This window comes from Neotabrizicola shimadae, from assembly GCF_019623905.1.
In the GTDB taxonomy this organism is placed as follows: domain Bacteria; phylum Pseudomonadota; class Alphaproteobacteria; order Rhodobacterales; family Rhodobacteraceae; genus Neotabrizicola; species Neotabrizicola shimadae.
In genome coordinates this window covers 955,167-976,101 of sequence record NZ_CP069370.1, presented here as the reverse complement: position 1 = coordinate 976,101, position 20,935 = coordinate 955,167, and the positions used below count along the sequence as shown (strand labels likewise).

The 20,935-nt window shown below is 68.5% G+C and carries 21 protein-coding genes; 4 read left to right on the top strand and 17 right to left on the bottom strand.

Features of this window, described 5'->3' with window-relative positions; all coding sequences use genetic code 11:
* Positions 1-18 precede the first annotated feature (18 nt).
* The 10 genes from JO391_RS04575 to coxB form a co-directional block, all read right to left on the bottom strand.
* Positions 19-540, bottom strand: coding sequence for a DUF1697 domain-containing protein (locus tag JO391_RS04575; RefSeq protein ID WP_220663013.1), 522 nt, complete (start codon positions 538-540; stop codon positions 19-21).
* A gap of 27 nt (positions 541-567) precedes the next feature.
* Positions 568-1,152, bottom strand: coding sequence for a GNAT family N-acetyltransferase (locus JO391_RS04570; protein ID WP_220663012.1), 585 nt, complete (start codon positions 1,150-1,152; stop codon positions 568-570).
* A complete protein-coding gene (locus JO391_RS04565) occupies positions 1,152-2,408 on the bottom strand; it encodes a M16 family metallopeptidase (RefSeq protein ID WP_220663011.1) in 1,257 nt (418 codons plus the stop codon). The genes JO391_RS04570 and JO391_RS04565 overlap by 1 nt, the downstream gene beginning before the upstream one ends.
* A gap of 1 nt (position 2,409) precedes the next feature.
* Complete coding sequence (thrC, locus tag JO391_RS04560; protein WP_220663010.1) at positions 2,410-3,795, bottom strand: threonine synthase; 1,386 nt, start codon at positions 3,793-3,795, stop codon at positions 2,410-2,412.
* 10 nt (positions 3,796-3,805) lie between these two features.
* Complete coding sequence (locus JO391_RS04555) at positions 3,806-4,483, bottom strand: SURF1 family protein (RefSeq protein ID WP_220663009.1); 678 nt, start codon at positions 4,481-4,483, stop codon at positions 3,806-3,808.
* Between the two features lie 64 nt (positions 4,484-4,547).
* Positions 4,548-5,360, bottom strand: coding sequence for a cytochrome c oxidase subunit 3 (locus JO391_RS04550; RefSeq protein WP_220663008.1), 813 nt, complete (start codon positions 5,358-5,360; stop codon positions 4,548-4,550).
* A gap of 52 nt (positions 5,361-5,412) precedes the next feature.
* Positions 5,413-5,982, bottom strand: a complete 570-nt coding sequence (locus JO391_RS04545; protein ID WP_220663007.1) for a cytochrome c oxidase assembly protein — start codon at positions 5,980-5,982, stop codon at positions 5,413-5,415.
* Positions 5,979-6,161: a cytochrome c oxidase system small membrane protein gene (locus tag JO391_RS04540; protein WP_220663006.1), complete on the bottom strand. Its 183-nt coding sequence runs from the start codon at positions 6,159-6,161 to the stop codon at positions 5,979-5,981. The genes JO391_RS04545 and JO391_RS04540 overlap by 4 nt, the downstream gene beginning before the upstream one ends.
* A gap of 1 nt (position 6,162) precedes the next feature.
* Positions 6,163-7,095: a heme o synthase gene (gene cyoE / locus JO391_RS04535; RefSeq protein ID WP_220663005.1), complete on the bottom strand. Its 933-nt coding sequence runs from the start codon at positions 7,093-7,095 to the stop codon at positions 6,163-6,165.
* Between the two features lie 67 nt (positions 7,096-7,162).
* The gene (gene coxB / locus JO391_RS04530) at positions 7,163-8,056 is read right to left on the bottom strand and encodes a cytochrome c oxidase subunit II (protein WP_220663004.1); all 894 of its coding nucleotides are present in this window, start codon (positions 8,054-8,056) and stop codon (positions 7,163-7,165) included.
* Between the two features lie 163 nt (positions 8,057-8,219).
* Between coxB and tldD the strand changes: the two genes are divergently transcribed.
* Both tldD and JO391_RS04520 read left to right on the top strand, forming a co-directional pair.
* Positions 8,220-9,641 (top strand): metalloprotease TldD, encoded by a 1,422-nt coding sequence (gene tldD / locus JO391_RS04525; RefSeq protein ID WP_220663003.1) that lies wholly within the window; start codon positions 8,220-8,222, stop codon positions 9,639-9,641.
* A complete protein-coding gene (locus JO391_RS04520) occupies positions 9,638-10,057 on the top strand; it encodes a hypothetical protein (RefSeq protein ID WP_220663002.1) in 420 nt (139 codons plus the stop codon). The genes tldD and JO391_RS04520 overlap by 4 nt, the downstream gene beginning before the upstream one ends.
* A 10-nt stretch (positions 10,058-10,067) precedes the next feature.
* Here JO391_RS04520 and JO391_RS04515 read toward each other — a convergent pair whose 3' ends face one another.
* From JO391_RS04515 to JO391_RS04505, 3 genes are all read right to left on the bottom strand, one after another.
* Positions 10,068-11,381, bottom strand: a complete 1,314-nt coding sequence (locus JO391_RS04515; protein WP_220663001.1) for a calcium-binding protein — start codon at positions 11,379-11,381, stop codon at positions 10,068-10,070.
* Positions 11,382-11,509: 128 nt separating this feature from the next.
* Complete coding sequence (locus JO391_RS04510; protein ID WP_220663000.1) at positions 11,510-12,349, bottom strand: class I SAM-dependent methyltransferase; 840 nt, start codon at positions 12,347-12,349, stop codon at positions 11,510-11,512.
* A gap of 5 nt (positions 12,350-12,354) precedes the next feature.
* Positions 12,355-14,685 carry a Tex family protein gene (locus JO391_RS04505; RefSeq protein WP_220662999.1) on the bottom strand — a complete coding sequence of 777 codons (2,331 nt, stop codon included), beginning with the start codon at positions 14,683-14,685 and terminating at the stop codon, positions 12,355-12,357.
* 179 nt (positions 14,686-14,864) lie between these two features.
* Here JO391_RS04505 and JO391_RS04500 point away from each other — a divergent pair, with 179 nt between their 5' ends.
* Positions 14,865-15,665, top strand: coding sequence for a dimethylarginine dimethylaminohydrolase family protein (locus JO391_RS04500; protein ID WP_220662998.1), 801 nt, complete (start codon positions 14,865-14,867; stop codon positions 15,663-15,665).
* A 20-nt stretch (positions 15,666-15,685) separates the two neighbouring features.
* On the top strand, positions 15,686-16,711 hold the full coding sequence (locus JO391_RS04495; RefSeq protein ID WP_220662997.1) for an aldo/keto reductase: 1,026 nt from the start codon (positions 15,686-15,688) through the stop codon (positions 16,709-16,711).
* A 93-nt stretch (positions 16,712-16,804) separates the two neighbouring features.
* On the opposite strand, the gene JO391_RS04490 is transcribed toward JO391_RS04495, so the two are convergent.
* The 4 genes from JO391_RS04490 to JO391_RS04475 all read right to left on the bottom strand — a co-directional run bounded on the left by JO391_RS04490 (position 16,805) and on the right by JO391_RS04475 (position 20,935).
* Positions 16,805-17,734, bottom strand: a complete 930-nt coding sequence (locus tag JO391_RS04490) for a PHP domain-containing protein (protein ID WP_220662996.1) — start codon at positions 17,732-17,734, stop codon at positions 16,805-16,807.
* Positions 17,735-17,755: 21 nt separating this feature from the next.
* Positions 17,756-18,895 (bottom strand): alpha-D-ribose 1-methylphosphonate 5-triphosphate diphosphatase, encoded by a 1,140-nt coding sequence (locus JO391_RS04485; protein WP_220662995.1) that lies wholly within the window; start codon positions 18,893-18,895, stop codon positions 17,756-17,758.
* A 472-nt stretch (positions 18,896-19,367) separates the two neighbouring features.
* Positions 19,368-20,588: an RNA polymerase sigma factor gene (locus tag JO391_RS04480; RefSeq protein WP_220662994.1), complete on the bottom strand. Its 1,221-nt coding sequence runs from the start codon at positions 20,586-20,588 to the stop codon at positions 19,368-19,370.
* The gene (locus JO391_RS04475) at positions 20,588-20,935 is read right to left on the bottom strand and encodes a YciI family protein (RefSeq protein ID WP_220662993.1); all 348 of its coding nucleotides are present in this window, start codon (positions 20,933-20,935) and stop codon (positions 20,588-20,590) included. The genes JO391_RS04480 and JO391_RS04475 overlap by 1 nt, the downstream gene beginning before the upstream one ends.

Below are 20,935 nucleotides of genomic sequence, written 5' to 3'. Positions count from 1 at the left end.
CCGGCGATCACGCTTGCGTCAGCCGGCCGCCATGGCGGCCAGTTTGGCCACGGTGTTCAGGTTGCGTGCCGTATGCGCAGGCAGTTGCCGCGCCAGGCGCTCGGCCAGCCTTGACCGGCCGATGCCAGCGGGCAGGAAGACCGTCACCCGACCGGGCGCCACCGCCCAGGCATCCCCCGGCGCAGCCGCCAGCCTGAGCGCCGCCTCGTCCAGCACCGGCGCTTCGCGCAGGAAGAAGACATGCACCGCCTTGCCCTCGGCCCCGGCAAAGGGGTGATCTGTGGCCGCCGCGGCCATTTCAGAGGCGGAGCGCAGGAAGACTTCGGGCGCAAAGCCATAGTGCCGGCCGATTGCGTCGCGGATCGCGGCTTCCAGTGCCGTCGCCTCTTCATCCGCCTGGAACACCGCGTTGCCGCTTTGGATCAGCGTTTCGACGCGTGCGAAGCCCAGGCCTTGCAGCAGCGCACGGAACCCGGCCATCGGCAGCTTGCCCGCCCCGCCCACGTTTACCCCGCGCAAGAGCGCCACGCGGCGGGTCATGCGCCGGCATCCGGCCGGCGCGCGGGACTAGCCCACATCGGTGCGGCCCCGGCGGTCGCTGCGCAGGTTGGCGTAGAGCACATGGTTGCGCCAGCGGCCGTTGATCTGCAGATAGCTTTGCGCCACGCCTTCGTACTTGAAGCCGCTCTTCTCCAGCACGCCGCGCGAGGGCGCGTTTTCGGGCAGGCAGGCGGCTTCGATGCGGCTGAGGTCCATCACGTTGAAAGCATGGTGCACGACGGCCTGGATCGCCTCGCGCATGAAGCCCTGGCGGGCATGGACCTGCCCCATCCAGTAGCCAAGCGTTCCGGCCTGGGCCGGGCCGCGGCGGATGTTGTCCAGCGTGATCGCGCCCAGAAGCGCCTGGTCCTCGCGGCGGATCAGGAGAAGCGGCAGCGCCGCGCCCGAGGCTTCGGCGCGCTGCGCCCAATAGACCCGGTTGGTGAATGCCTTGCGGCTCAGATGGTCGGGCGACCAGGTCGGCTCCCAGGGGGTCAGGAAGGCGGCCGAGCTTTCGCGCAGCTCGCTCCAGGCCCGCCAGTCGCCATGCTGGGGCAGCCGCAGCGTCAGGCGCTCGGACTCCAGCTTCGGGCGCCGGCGAAATCCCAGCATCAGGCGGCGAGCCTGCCGCGGATCGCCTCCAGCCCCGGCGCACCGGAGACCGGGCCGTAAAGCGCCAGCGCCGAACGGGCCGACAGCATGGCCCCCGCCCAGTCGCGCACCGCGCCCGTGCTGACCGCGTCGATCTTGGCCACGGCTTCGGCCACGTCGGGCACCCGGCCCCAGATCGACAGAAGCCGCGCGTTGCGTTCGGCCCGGTTCGACGGGCTTTCCAGCCCCATCAGCATCCCGGCCTTGAGCTGCGCGCGGGCGCGGGCCACCTCTGCCTCGCCCATGTCGTCGGCCGAGCGCTTCAGCTCGTCCAGCGTGAGCTGGGTCAGTTCGCCGATCTCGTCCTCGGAGGTGCCGGCGTAGATGGTGACCTGGCCGGTATCCTCATAGGCGCCGGACTGCGCGTAGATCGAATAGCAGAGCCCGCGTTCCTCGCGCACCTTCTGGAAGAGGCGGCTGGACATGCCGCCGCCGAGTGCGGTGGCATAGACCTGCGCGGTGTAGACCGTGTCGTCGCGGTAGCCGGGCGATTCGAAGGCCAGGGCGAAATGCACCTGCTCCAGGTCCTTCACCTCGCGCCGCTCGCCGCCGGCAAAGCGGGCCGGGGCCAGACCCAGATCGCCCACCGGCTTCAGCGCGCCGAAGATGGCCGTGGCCTGCGCCACGATGGACTCGTGGTCCACGCCGCCGGCAGCCGACAGGATCATCTGGTCGGGCCCGTAGTGTTCGCCCACGAAGCCCGTCAGATCCTCGCGCGAGAAGGCGCTGACGCGTTCCTCGGGGCCAAGGATGGTGCGGCCGAAGGGCTGGTCGGGATAGGCGACCTCGTGCAGCCAGTCGAAGATGATGTCGTCGGGCGTGTCCAGTGCCTGGCCGATTTCCTGCAGGATCACATGACGCTCGGTCTCGATGTCCTGGGCGTGGAAGGCCGGGTTCAGCACGATGTCGGAAATCACGTCCAGCGCCAGCGCCACGTCGCCCGCCAGGACCCGCGCGTAATAGGCCGTCATCTCGCGCGAGGTATAGGCGTTGATGTAACCGCCCACGTCCTCGATTTCTTCGGCGATCTTCAGGGCGGTGCGCCGGGCCGTGCCCTTGAAGGCCATGTGTTCCAGGAAATGCGCGATGCCGTTCTGCTCGGCCCGCTCGTGCCGGCCGCCCGCCGTCACCCACAGCCCGACCGAGGCCGACATGAGGCCCGGCATGGATTCGGTCACAATGCGAAAGCCGTTGGGCAGCGTCGTGGTCCGCAGCATCTCAGGCCCCCTTCCGCGCGCGCACCAGCGCCTCCAGCGCGGCCAGGTCGTTCGGCACCCGCGTCACCCGTTCGGGCCGCTGGAACAGGTCGGCCATGCGCGGTGGCAGGGCCGGGCGGATGCCGGTCGCGGTTTCGACCGCATCGGGGAACTTGGCCGGATGGGCGGTGGCCAGCGTGATCATCGGCACCTCTGACAGATGCTCGGACGCAACCTTCACCCCAACTGCGGAATGGGGGCACAGAAGTTCGCCCGTCGCGACAAGCGTTGCAGCGATGGTCGCGCGTGTATCGTCTTCCGACGCCCGGCCCGACCCGAACTCCTCGCGCAGGCGCTGCAACGCGCCCTGGCTGATGGCAAAGCGCCCGGCCTTCAGCTCGCCCATCAGCTGCGCCACGGCGGCGCCGTCGCGGCCATAGGCATCAAACAGCGCGCGTTCGAAGTTGGATGAGACCTGAATGTCCATCGACGGGCTGATCGAGGGCGCGACGCCCTTCGTCTCGTACACGCCCGACCGCATCGCCCGGTCCAGGATGTCGTTCTGGTTGGTGGCGATCACCAGCCGCTCGATGGGCAGGCCCATCGCACGGGCGATATGGCCGGCGTAGATGTCGCCGAAATTCCCCGTGGGCACGGTGAAGCTGACCGGACGGTGCGGCGCGCCAAGCGCCACGGCAGCGGTAAAGTAATAGACCACCTGCGCCAGGACCCGCGCCCAGTTGATGCTGTTCACCCCCGCCAGCCGCACGCCGTCGCGGAAGGCGAAGTCGTTGAACATGTCCTTCAGCCGGGCCTGGCAATCATCGAAATCGCCGTCCAGCGCCAGGGCATGCACGTTGGTCTCGGCGGGCGTGGTCATCTGTCGGCGCTGCACCTCGCTGACCCGGCCATGCGGGAAGAGGATGAACACATCCACATTGGCCAGCCCCCGGAACGCCTCGATGGCGGCCGAGCCGGTATCGCCAGAGGTCGCACCGACGATGGTGATGCGTTCCCCGGTCTTGGCCAGCTGCGCCTGCATCATCTGGCCGATGATCTGCATGGCAAAGTCCTTGAAGGCCAGCGTCGGCCCGTGGAACAGTTCCAGCAGGAAATGATTGGCGGCCAGTTCCACCAGCGGTGCCCGGGCGGCGTGACCGAAACCGGAATAGGCTTTCTCGATCAGCCCGTGGAACTCTTCATCGGTGAACGCGCCGCCGATGAAGGGGCGCATCACGCGGAAGGCCACCTCTTCGTAGGGCAGGCCCGCCAGCGCCGCGATCTCGGCCTTTGCCATCTGCGGCACCGTTTCGGGCACATAAAGCCCGCCGTCCCGCGCCAGGCCCGTCATCATCGCCTCGGCGAAACTCAAGGTCGGGGCCGCGCCGCGGGTAGAGATGTATCGCATCGTCAAACCTTCACACTGTCCGGCGTCTGATACGCCAGAGAAGATAGGCTGTCATCCCCAGCCACACGATTGCCATGCCGAACCACTGGATCGCATAGCCGAAATGGTCGTTGGGGATGCCGCTGGTATCGGCCGGCATCGGCTCGATCCCGTCGCCGGTGTCTGACTTCGCCACCACCAGCACCGGCTCGGCCTGCAGGGCCGCCGCCATGGCTGGCACGTCGCGGGCAAACCACAGCCCGGCCTTCGGGTCGGGCGGGGGCGTGAAGCCGTCCACCTCGGACGGCCAGTGCAGGTTGCCCGTCACAATGACCTCGCCCGCCGTCAGGACATCGTCCTTGCGCGCATCGGGCAGGAAGCCCCGGTCCACCATCACGCGGCGGCCGTCGGCCAGGGCCAGCACCTCGATCACGCGGACGCCTGGCCCCACTTCCTTGCGGCTGACCAGCACGCGCAGCGTCTCGCCCGTCAACCGGCCTGAGACCGTGACGGGCAGATAGCGCAGTGCCTCGGTTTCCGTGACAGGCGCGGGCGGCAGCGCCACCGGATCGGCCCCGATCTTCGCGGTGATCTCGGCCAGGATCGCCTCTTTCCAGGCCAGCCGCTGCATCTGCCAGATGCCCAGACCGATCAGCACGGCCGCGCCGGCCAGGCCGAAGATCAGGGCGACAAGGAAGCGGCGTGTCATGGCGGTCCTTCAAACGAAAGCACGGGCCCATGGGCCCGCGCTTCATGCCGTCAGGCAGGGGCGGTCAGCGGCCCCAGACGTAGATCGCGGCAAACAGGAACAGCCAGACCACGTCAACAAAGTGCCAGTACCAGGCGGCGGCTTCGAAGCCCACGTGCTTTTCCGGGGTGAAGTGGCCCTTGTAGACGCGGATCAGGCAGACGGTCAGGAAGATCGTCCCGATCACGACGTGGAAGCCGTGGAAACCGGTCGCCATGAAGAAGGACGCGCCATAGACGTTTCCGGCAAAGCCGAAGGCCGCGTGGCTGTATTCGTAGACCTGGAAGAAGGTGAACAGCACACCGAGCAGGATCGCGAGGATCAGGCCGTTCTTCATGTCCTTGCGGTTGTTCTCGTGCACCAGCGCATGGTGCGCCCAGGTGGCGGCCGCGCCCGAGCACAACAGGATCAGCGTGTTGATCAGCGGCAGGTGCCAGGGGTCGAAGGTCTCGATCCCGGCGGGCGGCCAGGGGCCGTCCACCATGGGATACTCCGGACCCAGGGGATACAGCGCGTTCTTGAAGAAGTTCCAGAACCATGCCGCGAAGAACATGACTTCCGACATGATGAACATGATGAAGCCATAGCGCAGGCCGATGACCACCACCGGCGTGTGATCGCCTGCCAGGCTTTCCTTGATGACATCCGACCACCAGGCGAACATCACGTAAAGAACCAGCGCCAGGCCGATCAGGAAGACCCAGGGCTGGCGATCCTCGATCTGCGGCGAGATCATGTGGACCGCGCCCCACAGCATGACGAAGGCGCCCACGGCACCCAGGAAGGGCCAGATCGACGGCGGCAGGATGTGGTAGTCGTGGTTCTTGGCATGCGCCATGTCGGTTCCCTCGTTGTTGCGTCCGGCCTCTGGCGGGCCGGAGCGGTCGGTCTCAGTTCACGGACTTGCCGTCGTCCCCGGCCAGGGCGGCCTGTTCCTCGGGCAGGGGCGTTTCGTGGAAAGTATAGGATAAGGTGATCTCCTTGACGAAGCGCCCTTCGGGATCGGTCACGATCGAGGGGTCCACGAAGAAGGTCACCGGCATCTCGACCCGCTCGCCGGGTTTCAGCACCTGTTCGGTGAAGCAGAAGCAGGCGATCTTGTCGAAATAGCCGCCGGCGGCATCGGGCGTGACGTTGAAGGTTGCCGTGCCCGCCACCACCCGGTCGGTGGGGTTGTAGGCTTCGTAGAAGGCCATGCCGGTTTCGCCGATGCGCAGATCCATCGAGATCTGCACGGGCTTGAACTCCCACGGCATCCCCCGTTCCAGCGAGGCGTCGAAGTTCACGCGGATCGTCTGGTCCAGGATCTCGCCGGGGGCGGCCAGCGCCTCGCCCGTGGTGCCGCCGTAGCCGGTCACCTTGCAGAACCAGGAATAGAACGGCACCGCCGCGAAGGAGGCGCCGACCATCACGGCGACGATGCCGCCCAGCATGAACCCGGTGCGAGCTTGCGGCGTCATGGCGTGCCCTCTGCCGGCGCCTCGGGAGCACCCGAAACCGCGCGCATGGGATCGCCCCCGGTGACCTTCACCACGGTCAGCGCAAAGACCAGCACGACGAAAGCCGCCAGCGCCACGCCCAGGCCGACGTTCCGACCGAACCGGCGGCGGTGCATTTCATGGGCGGGCTTGAATGCCATGTCACCAGCCTCCCAGGCCCTGCGTCTTCAGCGCCGCTTCCACCAGGAAGGCCACGAAGTGCAGGAACATGTAGTACAGCGAAAAGCGGAAGAACGCCTTTTCCACCGCATAGCTGTCGGCCTCGGCCATCGCCTCGTCGCGCCGCCAGATGCGGACGGCGCCCAGGATGAACCAGCCGTTCAGCGCCAGCGCCACCGCCAGATAGACCGGCCCGCCGATCGAGGTGAAAGCGGCGCCCACGGCGACCGGCGCGAGCGCCAGCGTGTAGGCCAGGATATGCGCCCGCGTCGCCTTGCGCCCGTGGGTCACGGTCAGCATCGGCACGCCGGCGTTGTGGTAATCGCCCTTCAGGAACAGCGCCAGCGCCCAGAAATGGGGGGGCGTCCACATGAAGATGATCAGGAACATCAGCACCGCCTCGACCGAGACGGAGCCCGTGGCGCAGACCCAGCCGATCATGGGCGGGAAGGCCCCGGCCGCGCCGCCGATCACGATGTTTTGCGGTGTCAGCCGCTTCAGCCACATCGAATAGACCACGGCGTAGAAGAAGATGGTGAAGGCCAGCAGGCCAGCTGCCAGCAGGTTCGCCGCCAGACCAAGCATCACCACCGCGATGCCCGACAGCGCCAGCCCCAGGCCAAGCGCCTCGCCCGGAGCCACGCGGCCTGCTGGAATGGGCCGGCTGCGGGTGCGCCGCATCTTCTGGTCGATGTCGGCATCCCACCACATGTTCAGCGCGCCCGAGGCCCCTGCCCCAAGCGCGATGAACAGGATCGAGGCCAGCGCCACCACGGGATGAACGTGGACCGGCGCCACCAGAAGGCCGACCAGGGCGGTGAACACCACCAGCGACATCACGCGCGGCTTCAGCAGGGCGACATAGTCGCCGAACTGCGCCTCGCCGGTGCCTTCGTAGGAGCTCAGGTCAGTCATCTTCTGCCGTCTGGTGGAAGGATGGGGCCGCCCCGCTGCCGGGCCGGCCCTGAAAAGGGGCGCCGTCTCAGTTCGACGCGACCTGCACCGTCGAGGGGGCCGCGCCGGCATCGGCCACGGTGCCGCCCATTTCGGTGACCCACTGGTCATAGGCTTCCGGGCTGACCGCCTTCACCATGATCGGCATGTAGGCATGGTCCTTGCCGCACAGTTCCGAGCACTGGCCGAAATAGATGCCTTCCTTGTCGACCTTGAACCAGGTCTGCGCCAGGCGTCCGGGCACCGCATCCTGCATCACGCCAAAGGCCGGCACTTTCCAGGAGTGGATCACATCCGCGCCGGTCACGGTGACAACCACGATCTTGCCCACCGGCACGACCACGGCGTTGTCGGTGGCCAGCAGGAACTGTTCCTTGCCCAGTCCCATCGCCTTCAGCTGTTCCTCGACCTCGGGCGTCAGGCGGTTCTCGCCGGCGCCGACCATCATGGCATCGAAGGACAGGCCTTCCTTCGGGTATTCATAGGACCAGTACCACTGGTTGCCGGTCGCCTTGATGCTGACCTCGGCCACCGGGATCTCTTCCTGCTTGAACAGGACGGGCAGCGAATAGGCGCCGATGAACACCAGGATCAGGATCGGCACGAGCGTCCAGGCGATCTCCAGCGGGCTGTTGTGGGTGAAGCTCGCGGGCTTGGGGTTGGCGCGCTGGTTGTAGCGCACGATCACCCAGATCAGCAGCCCGGTCACGAACACCACGATCACCGAAATGATGATCAGGATCATGTGCTCCAGCGCGAAGGTATGCTCGGCCACGATGGTCGAGGCCGGCTGGAACCCGATCCCCTTGTCCAGGGGCTGGCCGATGATCGGCAGATCCTCCGCTTGCACGGCGCCGGCCAGGGCCAGGACCATTGCAGCAGCGGTCGCTCCGAGTGACTTGCTCAGAAGACGCATGTTCATTTCCCGTTCTGATCGCGGCTTTTCACCGCTTGTCTGGTCTATGCCGCCCTTGCAGGCAGAATCCCGTTGTGGGCTGTGTTTTTGAAACCATATTACGGGTGCGACGACAAGCACCCCCGTTGCGGCAAACAGCCGCCAATTGACCCAGATCAAGGACTGCCCCATGGCCGAGGCCCCGTTCCGCCCCTTCGACACCCATCTGGACGAGGCCGCGGCGCTGAATGTCCTGCGCGCCGCCACTGCCGGCGCCGAGGATGGCGAGCTTTACCTCGAACGCCGCCGGTCCGAGGCCATCGTGCTGGACGACGGCCGCATCCGGCAGGCCAGTTATGACGCCTCGGAAGGCTTCGGCCTGCGGGCGGTAACGGGCGAGGTCGCTGGCTATGCCCATTCCACGGAGATCTCGGAACGCTCGCTTGCCCGCGCCGCCGAGACCGCGCGTCTTGCCGTGGGCCAGGGCGGCGGCGTGCTGGCCCCGCCCCCGAAGGGCACGAACGTGAAGCTCTATGGCGACATGGACCCGATGGAGGACGCCACCTTCGCCGTGAAGATCGACCTCCTGCGCGAGATCGACGCCTATGCCCGCGGCCTTGACCCCCGCGTGGTGCAGGTCTCGGCCACCCTGTCGGCCAGTTTCCAGGAGATCGAAATCCTGCGCCCCGAGGGCCTGCGCCTGACCGACATCCGCCCGATGGCGCGCATGAACGTTTCGGTCATCGTCGATCAGGGTGGCCGGCGCGAAAGCGGCGGCACCGGCGGCGGCGGCCGCTTTGGCCTGGCCCGGCTGATGGAGGCCGGCCACTGGCAGCCCCTGGTGCGCGAGGCGCTGCGCATCGCGCTGGTAAACCTGGACGCCGAACCCGCCCCCGCCGGTGTGATGGATGTGGTGCTTGGTCCCGGCTGGCCCGGCATCCTGCTGCACGAGGCCATCGGCCACGGGCTTGAAGGCGACTTCAACCGCAAGAAGACCTCGGCCTTCGCCGGCCTTCTGGGGAGCCAGATCGCGGCGAAGGGTGTCACCGTGCTGGACGACGGCACGCTGCCCGACCGGCGCGGATCGATCAGCGTGGATGACGAGGGCACGCCCTCGGGCAAGAACGTGCTGATCGAGGATGGCGTCCTGGTGGGCTACATGCAGGACCGCCAGAACGCCCGCCTGATGGGCGTGGCCCCCACCGGCAACGGCCGGCGCGAAAGCTTTGCCCATATCCCCATGCCGCGCATGACCAACACCTACATGCTGGCCGGGCAGGATGACCCGAAGGACATCCTCGCGGGGCTCAAGGACGGCATCTGGGCCGTGGGCTTCGGCGGCGGGCAGGTCGACATCACCAACGGCAAGTTCGTGTTTTCCTGCACCGAGGCCTACCGGGTGAAGGATGGCAAGGTCGGCCGCCCGGTGAAGGGCGCCACGCTCATCGGCGACGGCGCCACCGCGCTGAAACACATCCGCGCCATCGGCAACGACCTCGCACTCGATCCCGGCATCGGCAATTGCGGCAAGGCCGGTCAATGGGTGCCTGTCGGCGTGGGCCAGCCCACGCTGATGATCGGCGGCCTCACCGTGGGCGGCTCGGCGGCATGAGCCGCCACCTCCGCTCTGCCCCCGGCGGGCTTGCGCTGGTCGGGCGGGTGCGGCTGGTGCTGACGGCCACGGTATTGTGGCTTGCCCCCGGCGCCGTCGGTGCGGCCCTGTTCGCCCTGGCCGATCCGGGCGCGGGCGAGGGTGGTTACCGGCTCTGGCAGATCGCTTCGGCGCTCGGTGTGTCGCCGCTCTTCTCCTGGGCGGGCTGGCTGATGGCCCTGCCGCTCACCGCCCTTGCCCTGCACGTCGGCTGGTTCGGCTGGCTGCCCGCCGCCCTGATCGGCGCCTTTGCGGGCTGGCTCATCGGCCTTTATGCGGCGGCCGACTACGCCGGCGCCTTTGGCATGGTCATGCTGCTTGCCCTGCGCGCCATTCTCGGGGCCACCGCCCCCGCCGCCTTCGACCCCGGCAGCTGAGCCTGCGCCGTCAGGCGAAGAGGAAATCCGCAGCCGTCAGCTCGCCCACCCAGGAAAAGGCCACGATCATGTCGGTCCTTGCGTCGCCATCGCTGTCTATGCGCAGGAACTCACCGTCATAGAAGCACGATGCGAGCCCGTCGCGCCGATAGTCCAGATCCTCCAGCGACGCAACGCCGAGGGCGCTCAGGTCGATCTTGTCAGTGCCGCTGGCGAAGCCCTCGATCCGGTCGATCGTGGTTCGGGTCAGCCCGCTTTCGCCCGCGCGCAGCACCACGGTGTCGGCGGCCTGCGTCGTCTCCCAAAGCTGGATCAGGTCCGCGCCTCCGCCGCCGATCAGCAGGTCGGTGCCTTCACCGCCTGACAGGGTGTCATTGCCGGCCCCGCCGAACAGCCGATCTGCGCTGTCGCCGCCATAAAGCTTGTCAGTGCCCGTCCCACCGTCCAGCCGGTCGCGCCCGGCACCGCCGTGCAGGATGTCCAGCCCGTCCTCGCCCCACAACTCATCGTCGCCGTCATCGCCGTACAGAGTGTCGTCCCCTGTCCCGCCCTTCAGCGTGTCCAGCTCGGTGCCGCCGCCCAGCACGTCATTGCCCCCGGCCCCCAGAAGCAGGTCGTTGCCAGCCTCGCCATACAGCGTGTCATGCCCGCCTTCCCCCCACACACGGTCAGACCCCTCCCCGGCACCGACCCGGTCGTTCCCTGCCCCGCCATAGACCTTGTCCGCGCCAAGGCCGGACCAAACCTGGTCATCGCCGCCGCCGGCATAGAAGGTCTCGCTCCGGGCCGCCGCGAAATAGGCGTCATAATCCGAGGTTCCAAGCGACTCGGCCCCTTCCGTGCCGAACACCACGCTGCGCCCGTTCAGGAAGTAGTTCAGCCAACCCGCCACGTCACTCAGCGCGGCATTGGTGTTGCCGTCCTCGTTGAAATAGTTGCCGTCCTGAACCTGAAAGCCGAAGTGGTAGATGCTGTCGGCGATGGTGTCCGCAAAGTTGCGGCCGCGGAACTCCAGCTGCCCCCCGTCGTTCTGCAACAGGTGATAGCCGGTCTCCACCGTGCCGCTGTCATTTCCATGCGCCAGCCAGAACTCGCGCCAGGGCTGCGCATTGGCAGGCTTCCAGATTTCATCCGAGATCGCCTGCATGTCTTCGGGGGTGATCAGTCCGTCATTGTTCACCCCGGTCTGCGTGATCATCATCAGGAGGATGCGGTTCAGCTCCTCCGCAGCTTTCAGCCCATCGGCCAGCTGCTGTGCGGGAAGGGCCTGAAGCCCGGGATCATTGGCAAGGGCATCGGTCAGAGATTGCAGCGAAAGGGCCATGGCTGGGCTCCGGCTAGGGGGGCGGTGGCGAGACCTGGGTTAGGCGTCCTCCCGTTTCACGGCGCGCCAGCGTCGCAATCATGGCGGAATCATGGCACCCCGACCTGCCGGCGGTCCGCCGCCGATCCTCAGCCTGCCCGCGCCGTGAACAGGTTCACCCGCGCCGGCAGCCGCAGCCCCTCCGGCCCGTCATGCTCCGCCCAGGCATCGCGCAGCGCCGCCTGGATCGCCGCCATGTCCTCGGTCGTGCCGCCCCGTTCGCGCATCAGCCGCGACAGGCCGCCGATGCCGGTCAGCATCTCCAAGACCGGTTCGATCCCGCCCGGATGCACCAGCGCCAGATCCACCGCGCGGCCTTCGACCGCCTTGAGCCCCGCCGCCTGCAACAGCCCCGCCACCCGGTCGATGTCCCGAAAAGCCATCGGCCCCGGACCGTCCGGGTCAGTGGGCGGCAAGGCCCCAAGCCGCGCGACGCCGATCCGCCCCGGATCGCGGAAAAACGGATTGGCCTCCACCCCCGCCCAAGCGGCCAGCACCATCCGCCCGTCCGGAGCCAGCGCCCGGCCCAGGTTGCGGAAGGCCGCCACCGGATCGCTGAAGAACATCACGCCGAACCGCGACACCACCAGGTCGAAGCGCCCCGCCTCCAGCTCCGCCACCTGCGCATCGGCCTCGGCAAAGGCCAGCTGCGGCAGGCCCGCCGCCCGCTCGCGCGCCCGCGCCAGAAGCGGTGCCGACACGTCCAGCCCCAGAACCTGGCCGCCCGGACCGGCCGCTTCGGCAAAGGCCAGGGACGTGGCCCCCGCCCCGCAGCCCACGTCCAGCACCCGCCCGCCCGGCCTGGGCGCCGCCTCGTCCAGCAGAAGCCCGGTCACGCCGCCCAGAAACAGGTCCATGTCCGGCTGGAACCGCACCCACATCCGGCCGGGGTCGGCATTCCAGAACGCAGTCTGATCAGCGTTTTCCATGGCCCTCACCGCCCGAACTTGCCCTTCAGCGCATCGGCAAAGGCATTGCCCCCGCCCGCGCCGCCCTGCCCCTTGGGCCCCGCCTGCATCGGCCCCGGCTTGCCCTTGGCCACCGGTGCCCCCCGCTCGCGCGCCGCATCCCGCGCCTGATCGCGTGCGGGCGCGCTGTCCGACCGCATGGTCAGGCCGATGCGCTTCCTCGCCACATCGACCTCGACCACCCTGACCTTCACCACATCGCCCGCCTTCACCACCTCATGCGGGTCCTTCACGAAGCGGTCGGCCAGCTGGCTCACATGCACCAGCCCGTCCTGGTGCACGCCGATGTCCACAAAGGCGCCGAAGGCGGCAACGTTGGTGACGGTCCCCTCCAGCATCATCCCCGGCTTCAGGTCCTTGATATCCTCCACCCCATCGGCAAAAGCCGCTGTGCGGAACGAAGGCCGCGGGTCGCGCCCCGGCTTTTCCAGTTCTGCCAGGATGTCCTTCACCGTGGGCAGGCCGAAACGGTCGTCCACGAAAGCCCGCGGGTCAACCTTCTTCAACGCCGCCGCATCGCCCATCAGCGCGCGGATGTCGCGCCCGCAGGCCGCCACGATCCGCCGCGCAACGTCATAGGCCTCGGGGTGCACGGACGAGGCATCCAGCGGCTCCTTCCCCCCGGTGATGCGCAGGAAGCCCGCCGCCTGTTCAAAGGCCTTGGGCCCCAGCCGCGCCACCTTCAGCAACTCCCGCCGCGTGGCGAAGGGACCGTTTGCATCGCGATGGCTGACAATCGCCTCGGCCAGCGACGGCCCCACGCCCGAGACCCGCGCCAGCAGGGGCGCCGAGGCGGTGTTCAGGTCCACCCCGACCGCGTTCACCGCATCCTCGACCACGGCTTCCAGAGACTTGCCCAGCCGGTGCTGGTCCACGTCATGCTGGTACTGCCCCACGCCGATCGACTTCGGCTCGATCTTCACCAGTTCCGCCAGCGGATCCTGCAACCGCCGCGCGATGCTGACCGCGCCGCGCAACGACACGTCCAGGTCGGGAAACTCCTTCGCCGCCAGTTCGCTGGCCGAATAGACCGAAGCCCCAGCCTCGCTCACGATCACCTTCACCGGCTTCTCCGCGCCCGGAAGCACCGCCAGCAGGTCCGCCACCATCTTCTCGGTCTCGCGGCTCGCCGTGCCATTGCCGATGGCGATCAGCCGCACGCCATGCTTCGCGATCAGTTGCGCCAGCGTGACCTGTGCGCCGCGCAGGTCGTTCTTTGGCTGGAACGGATAGACCGTGTCGGTCGCCGTGACCTTGCCGGTCGCATCCACCACCGCCACCTTCACGCCTGTCCGGATGCCGGGGTCCAGCCCCATCGTGGCCTTGCCCCCCGCCGGCGCCGCCAGAAGCAGGTCCTTCAGGTTCCGCGCAAAGACGCGGATCGCCTCCTCCTCGGCCCGCTCGCGCAGGTCCGCCATCAGGTCCAGCACCAGCGATGTGCGAATCTTCACCCGCCAGGCCCAGGCCGCCGCCTCGCGCAGCCATTGGTCGCCCGGCCCCCGGCCAGTCGCCTCCAGCGCCGCCGCACAGGCCCGCTCCGCCGGGCTTTCACCTTTGGCCGCCTCGGCATCGACCTCCAGGTCCACGGTCAGCACGCCCTCGTTGCGCCCGCGCAGCATGGCCAGGACACGGTGCGAAGGCGCCGTGGCCCAGGGCTCGTTGTGGTCGAAATAGTCCGAAAACTTCGCCCCCTCCGCCGCCGCGCCCTCGGCGACCCTGGCCACGATGCGCCCCACATCCTTCATGTGCGACCGAAGCCGCCCCAGAAGCGTGGCGTTTTCCGCCAGACCCTCGGCCAGAATGTCCCGCGCGCCTTCCAGCGCCGCCTTCGCATCCGGCACCGCCTCGCTCACATAGCCCGCCGCCAGCGCCGCCGGGTCCGCGCCCCTGTCGGCCAGGATCGCCTCATACAGCGGCCCCAACCCGTTTTCCCGCGCGATCATGGCCCGGGTCCGGCGCTTGGGCTTGTAGGGCAGATAGATGTCCTCCAGCTCCGCCTTCGTCGCCGCCTTCGCCAGCGACAGCGCCAGCGCATCGGTCATTTTCCCCTGCTCGGTGATCGAGGCAACAATCGCCGCCCGCCGCGCCTCCATCTCGCGCAGGTAGGCCAGCCGCTCGGCCAGAGTGCGCAACTGGGAATCGTCAAGCCCGCCCGTCACTTCCTTGCGATAGCGCGCGACGAAGGGCACCGTCGCCCCCCCGTCCAGAAGCTCCACTGCCGCGTTCACCTGCCCCGGCGTGGCGCCGATCTCTGCGGCAATGGCATGGGCAATGCGGATCTGCGTGGCGTCAGTCATGGAATCCTCCGTTCGGGAGGCCGGACCATAGCCAGCCCCGCGCGCGACAGGCAAGCCCGGCGCGATGCTTGCCCCACCCGGCAAACCCCGCCCCGGCGAAGGCCGGGGCCTCGACGCCCCACACCCTCTGGCCCCCGCCCGCGCCTTCTGCCACCCTGCCGCCAAACCCGGAGTGACCCATGCCCGCGCGCGACCCTGCCTTCCCCTACCGTTTCACCCATGCCATCACCCGCGCCCCCGCGACCTCCATCATCCGCGGCCTGCGCGCGGTCGATACCGGCAACCCCGACCTCGCCACGCTCCGTGCCCATCACGACGCCTACATCGCCACGCTGCGCGAAACCGGCGCGACCGTGGTCGAGCTCGGCCCCCTGGAAGACTTCCCCGATTCCGTCTTCGTCGAGGATACCGCGCTTTGCCTGCCCGAAGGCGCCGTGGTCATGCGCCCCGGCGCGCCCTCGCGCCTGGGCGAGGCCGCCGAAATGGCCCCGCATCTCAAGGCGCTTTACACCGAGGTTCGCACGGTGGACGAAGGCCATATCGAAGGCGGCGACATCCTTGTCACCGGCCGCGAGATCCTCGTCGGCCGCTCTGCCCGCACCGATGCGACAGGAATCGCCAGCCTTGCCCGGCTCGTTGCCGACTGGGGCCACCGCTTGCGCGAAGTCCACACCCCGCCTGGCGTGCTGCATTTCAAGACCGACTGCTCGCTTCTCGATGCCGAGACGATCCTGTCCACCGACCGCCTCGCCGGCTCCGGCTGCTTTGCCGGCTACCGGGTGATCCCTGTGGCCGAGGGCGAGGAAGCCGCCGCCAACACCATCCGCTTCAATGATCTCGTGCTGATGCCGGAAGGCTTCCCCCACACCCGCGACGCGATCCTTACCGCCGGCTACACGGTCCGCGAGATCGGCAACAGCGAATGTGCCAAGCTCGACGGCGGCATGTCCTGCCTGTCCCTGCGGTTCAGCCCGCGCTGACATCAACCTTGGGAGGACGCATGAAGGTCAATCACTGGGACAGGCGTGGCACGGGCGGCATCGGTTTTACGCAGATGGGCCTGGGCACCGCGCCGCTTGGCAATCTGTACCGCGCCGTTTCGCCGCAAGACGCGCGCGCGGTGATGGATGCCGCCTGGGACGCGGGCGTGCGGCTGTTCGACACGGCGCCGCTCTACGGTCTCGGCCTGTCGGAAACCCGGCTGAACCCCTTCCTGCGCGACCATCCGCGCGACGAAATCGTGCTTTGCACCAAGATCGGGCGCGTCCTGCGTCCCGCCACGGCCGAAACCCGCGAGGGCATCGGCAAGTGGTTCGACGTGCCCGCCCGCATCGGCGAATACGACTATTCGCACGATGGCGTCCTGCGCAGCCTGGAGTTTTCGCTGGAGCGACTGGGGGTGGACCGCATCGACGTGGTCCATGCCCATGACCTCGACCTGTTCACCCACAAGCGGCAAGAGGTGCTGGATGACCACCGCGCCGCCTTCATGGCCGGCGCGTATCCTGCGCTGCTACGCCTGCGCGACGAAGGCGTGATCCGGGCCTTCGGCGCCGGCGTGAACGAGGCGGACTGCTGCACCTGGCTGGCCGAACGCGGCGACTTCGACCTGTTCCTGCTGGCGGGCCGCTACACGCTTCTGGAACAGGGCGCGCTGGACGGGTTCCTGCCGCTGGCCGAGGCGCGCGGCATCGGCGTGATGCTGGGCGGCGTGTTCAACTCTGGCATCCTGGCCACCGGTGCGCGACCCGGTGCCTTCTACAACTACGATCCCGCCCCGCCGGACGTGCTGTCCCGCGTCGCGCGGATCGAGGCCGTCTGTGCCGCCCATGGCGTCACGCTGGCCGAGGCCGCGCTGCACTTTCCGCTGGCCCATCCCGCCGTGGTCTCGGTGGTTCTGGGGGCGCAGCGCGCCGCAGAGGTTCAGGCCAATGCCCGCGCTCTGGCCAGGCCCCTTCCCGCCGGGCTCTGGTCGGATCTGAAGGATCAGGGTCTCTTGCGCCGCGATGCGCCCGTTCCGGGCTGACCGCCCGGCTCATCCAGCACCATCCACAGCGCCGCTTGCACGCATCACACGGGACGGCAAGCGTCCGAACGCTTGCCGGTCCGGGCTTCGGCCTCAGCCGAAGAAATGCGGGTTCGACCAGGCGCGGCGCCCCGAATGGTCGATGACCGAAACCCGCACGAAGGGCGAATTGCGGAACCGCTCCAGCGGAATGCTGGCCCCGTTCAGCGACATGCCGTGGACGGCCTTCGCCGCCGTGCCCGACCCCTGCACGATGATCGAGCGGACCGAGGAACATTCGACCTCGACCGCCTCGTCGGTGATGCGCACGTCATGCAGGTCAGGGCCCTGGCTGGAATAGAAATGCCCCGCCTTAAGCGCGGCCAACAGCGCCTCGGGCTCGTTCGCCTCGGCCTTCACCATGACCCAGCCCCCGAAATGGTCGGGCTCCGAGAAATGCGCGTCATCCGTCGCCACCAGCGTCAGCCGGCGCCCCTCGCTCAACAGAAGGTCGGCGATGGCAAAGCCGTCCGCACGGTCGCAGCCCTCGGCACAGCCGTGGTTGTAGATCTCCACCGCATGGGCCGCACCGATGCCGCGCGCATCGGCCAGCGTCAGCCCCGACCATTGCGGATGCGCGATGGCGACGAAGGCTCCCGCCGCCACGGCCCGCGCCGCGATCTCGGCCCCGCTCTCCTGATCCGGCACCGGGCGGAACGAGGGCGTGTTCGACGGCGCGAAGTCCGCCGGCAGGCCCACCGCCAGGATATGCCACAACTCGCCATTCGCCATGGCGCCCGAATGAAGCTCGGCCCCCAGAATGGTGGTGAAGCTGTTGGTGCGGAACGGAACGGTGTCCACGATGGGATAGCCGAACTGGCCCACGAAATGATCCGTCAGCGCCAGGAAATCATAGCCCTCGCGCCGATAGCGGCGGCAGACCTCCTCGGGGTCCAGCACGCCGTCCGACCGGGTCGAATGGGTGTGCAGGTTGCCGCGCCAGAAACGGCCGGGGGCGGTGAAGGCGGGAAGGCTGGTGGTCATGGCATCCTCATTCGTCAGATTTCAGGCAACACGGCGACCCGCAACCCAGGTGCCGCGCACCACCGCCGCGCCGCCGATGCGGGTCACGCGGATCACGTCGGCGCGCAGCCCCGGCTCCAGCCGACCGCGGTCGTCCAGCCCCGCCACGCGGGCGGGCGCTGCTGTCACGGTGGCAATGCCGCGGGCCAAATCGCCCCACAACTCGCCCAGGCGCAGCCCCGCCGTCAGCAGGGCCGCCGGCACATAGTCCGAGGACAGGATGTCCAGGCAATCCGCCTCGGCCAGTTCGCGCGCGGCGACATTGCCCGCATGGCTGCCCCCGCGGATCAGGTTCGGCGCCCCGCCCATCACCGCGATGCCTGCCGCGCGGCAGGCCCGCGCCGCCTCCAGCGTGGTGGGGAATTCGGCAAAGGCCACGCCATGTACCGCCGAGGCCGCGACATGGGCCGCCGTGCTGTCGTCGTGGCTGGCCAGCACCGCGCCGAACCGTCCTGCCGCCGCGACCGCGGCTGCCTCGTGCGCCGCCCCCTTGCGCGCCCATATGTCCTTGCGGTCCGCCACATGCGCCTCGAAATCCGCCTCGGTGAACCCGTGCTTGCCCATCAGATAGGCGCGCAACTGTGTCACATCGGTGAACTGCCGCTGCCCTGGCGTGTGGTCCATCAGGCTGATGATCCCCACCCCGTCCTCGGGGCCGAACCCTGCCAGTTCCTCGCTCAGCGTCTCCGAGCACAGTTCCGCCCGCAGGTGCAGAAGATGGCTGATCCGCAAGGCCCCCGCCGCCCGGAGCGCCAGGATCTCCGACGCCAGCGCGCGGGCGTATTCGAAATAGCTGCCCTTCGACCGGTCGGGGATCGAGCCCACCCGCAGCGCATCGAAAACCGTGGTGATTCCCACGCCCGCCAGTTCCGCATCATGCGCCACGATGGCCGGCGCATGGGGCCAGGCCACGCGCGGGCGCGGCTCGATGTGGCGCTCCAGATTGTCGGTGTGCAGTTCCACCAGCCCCGGCATCACCAGATCGCCCCCGCAATCCAGCGCGCCCTCGGGCACCCCCGTGCCAGGTTCCAGCGCCAGGATGCGCCCGTCCCCCATCGTCAGCCGCCCGAGCACCAGCTTGCCGGGCAGGACCATCAGTGCATTTGCAAGAACCGAAACCATGCGCCGCCCTCCGGCCCCATGCGTAGCGCGGCACGTGTGGAGGGGAAAGGCCGGCCATACGTTTCCATATCCCGCCCAATCCGGATGCGATCTGCCACATTGTCACCCAAATTCGAGAGCAGCCTGTGGATAACTGGCCTGGAATGGAGGAAGCGATGGCCGAGACAGCCCTGCTCTACCCTGCCTTGATCCTGACGGGCACCGCATCCGCGATGATTCTGGTCGCGGCTCTGAGGCGCGTTCTGGCCCATAGCGAGGCCCCGGAAGACTGACGAAGCCGTTACCGCAAACAGCCATGCGCGCAATGCATGGCGGACATGCTGCCACTGCGGCATCATGAGCCTTGCTAAGAATCTCCGGGACACCTAAATCCAGCGGCGAAGGCGTGATTGAGGTTTCTCTCACACCTTCATACCTCCCTGTTGGACTTGGGCCGAGCTTCTGCTCGGCCTTTTTTTTCGCCTCCGGCTGGTCAGCCGCGATTTGGCGCGGAAATCATCGCTGCATCGCGGCGTCTGCGCAGGAACAGGGCGTCGGCGGGATGCGGGGCCAGCGCGATCGCGCGGTCGAAATCGGCAATCGATTCGGCCGGGCGGCCCTGCCGCAGGCGCAGGTCGGCGCGGGCGGCGTGGAACGGCTGATAGCCGTCGAGTTCGGCCGCAAGCGCGTCGATGGACTGGGCGGCAGCCTCCAGCGCGCCGGACCCGGCCAGCGCCACGGCACGGTTCAGACGGACGACAGGGGTCGGCTCCCAGTCCAGCAGCCGCGTATACAGGGCGGCGATCTGCGGCCAGTCGGTCGGCAGCGGCGCCGCGTGCAGCGCGGCGATGGCAGCCTTGATCTGGAACGGCCCGGGCCTGCGCCGCGCCATGGCGCGGTCCAGCAATCCCAGCCCCTCGACGGCCAGGTCGGGCAGCCACAGCCCGCGGTCCTGATCCGATGGCGGAACGGTGGCGCCGTCCGGCCCCACCCGCGCCGGCCTTCGCGCCTCGGTCAGCAGCAGAAGCGCCAGCGCCCCCTCGGTCTCGGCCTCGCCGGGGCGCAACGCATCGACCAGCCGCGCGAGGTGGATCGCCTCGCCGCAAAGCTCCAGGCCGGCCTCCGGCCCCGCGGTGTAGCCGGCGGTGAAGATGAGGTAGATCACCGTCAGCACCGCATTCAGCCGCTCGGGCCAAAGCTCCGGCCCCGGCACCGCATAGGGGATGCGCGCAGCGGCGATCTTGGCCTTCGCGCGCGAAAGCCGCTGGCCCATGGCCGGTTCGGCATCAAGAAACACGGCGGCAATCTGTGCCGTGGTCAGGCCGCAGATGGTGCGCAGGGTCAGCGCGACCTGCGTCTTCGGCTCCAGCGCCGGGTGGCAGCAGGTGAAGATCAGCCGCAGGCGGTCGTCGGCAATGTCCTGCGGGTCGGGATCGGCCGCCTCTTCTTCCGCAAGAAGCTCCCTTGCGGCACGGTTCCGGGCGGCAGCCCCCTCCCGTCGCCAGCCGTCGATGGCCTTGCGCCAGGCCGCGCGCAGCAGCCATCCGGCAGGGTTATCCGGCACCCCGCTGCGCCCCCAGTGCACCAGCGCCGATGCGGCGGCCTCGTGCAGCGCATCCTCGGCACGCTGAATCTCGCCCGTCCGCGCGATGAGGGCGGCCAGAAGCCGCCCCCTGTCGGCGCGCAGGACATCCTCCAGCGCCTGGTGCGGCATCAGTACTCCATCACCGGCCGGATCTCGACCGAGCCGTAACGCGCCGCCGGAATCTCTGCAGCATAGCGCATCGCCGCATCCAGATCGGGCGCGTCGATCAGGTAGAACCCGCCCAGATGTTCGCGGGTCTCGGCAAAGGGCCCGTCGATCGTCTCGACCTTCGTGCCGCGCTTGCGCAGCGTGGTGGCGGTCGCCACGGGTTGCAGCCCCTCGCCCGCGATGAAGGTGGCCACGTCCTTCATCCGGTCGCTGTGCGTCATGTATTCGCCCATCATGGCGTCGAACTCGGGCGTGCCATAGGCCGGTTCGGCATCGGGGGCTGCATAGAGGAGAAGCAGGTACTTCAT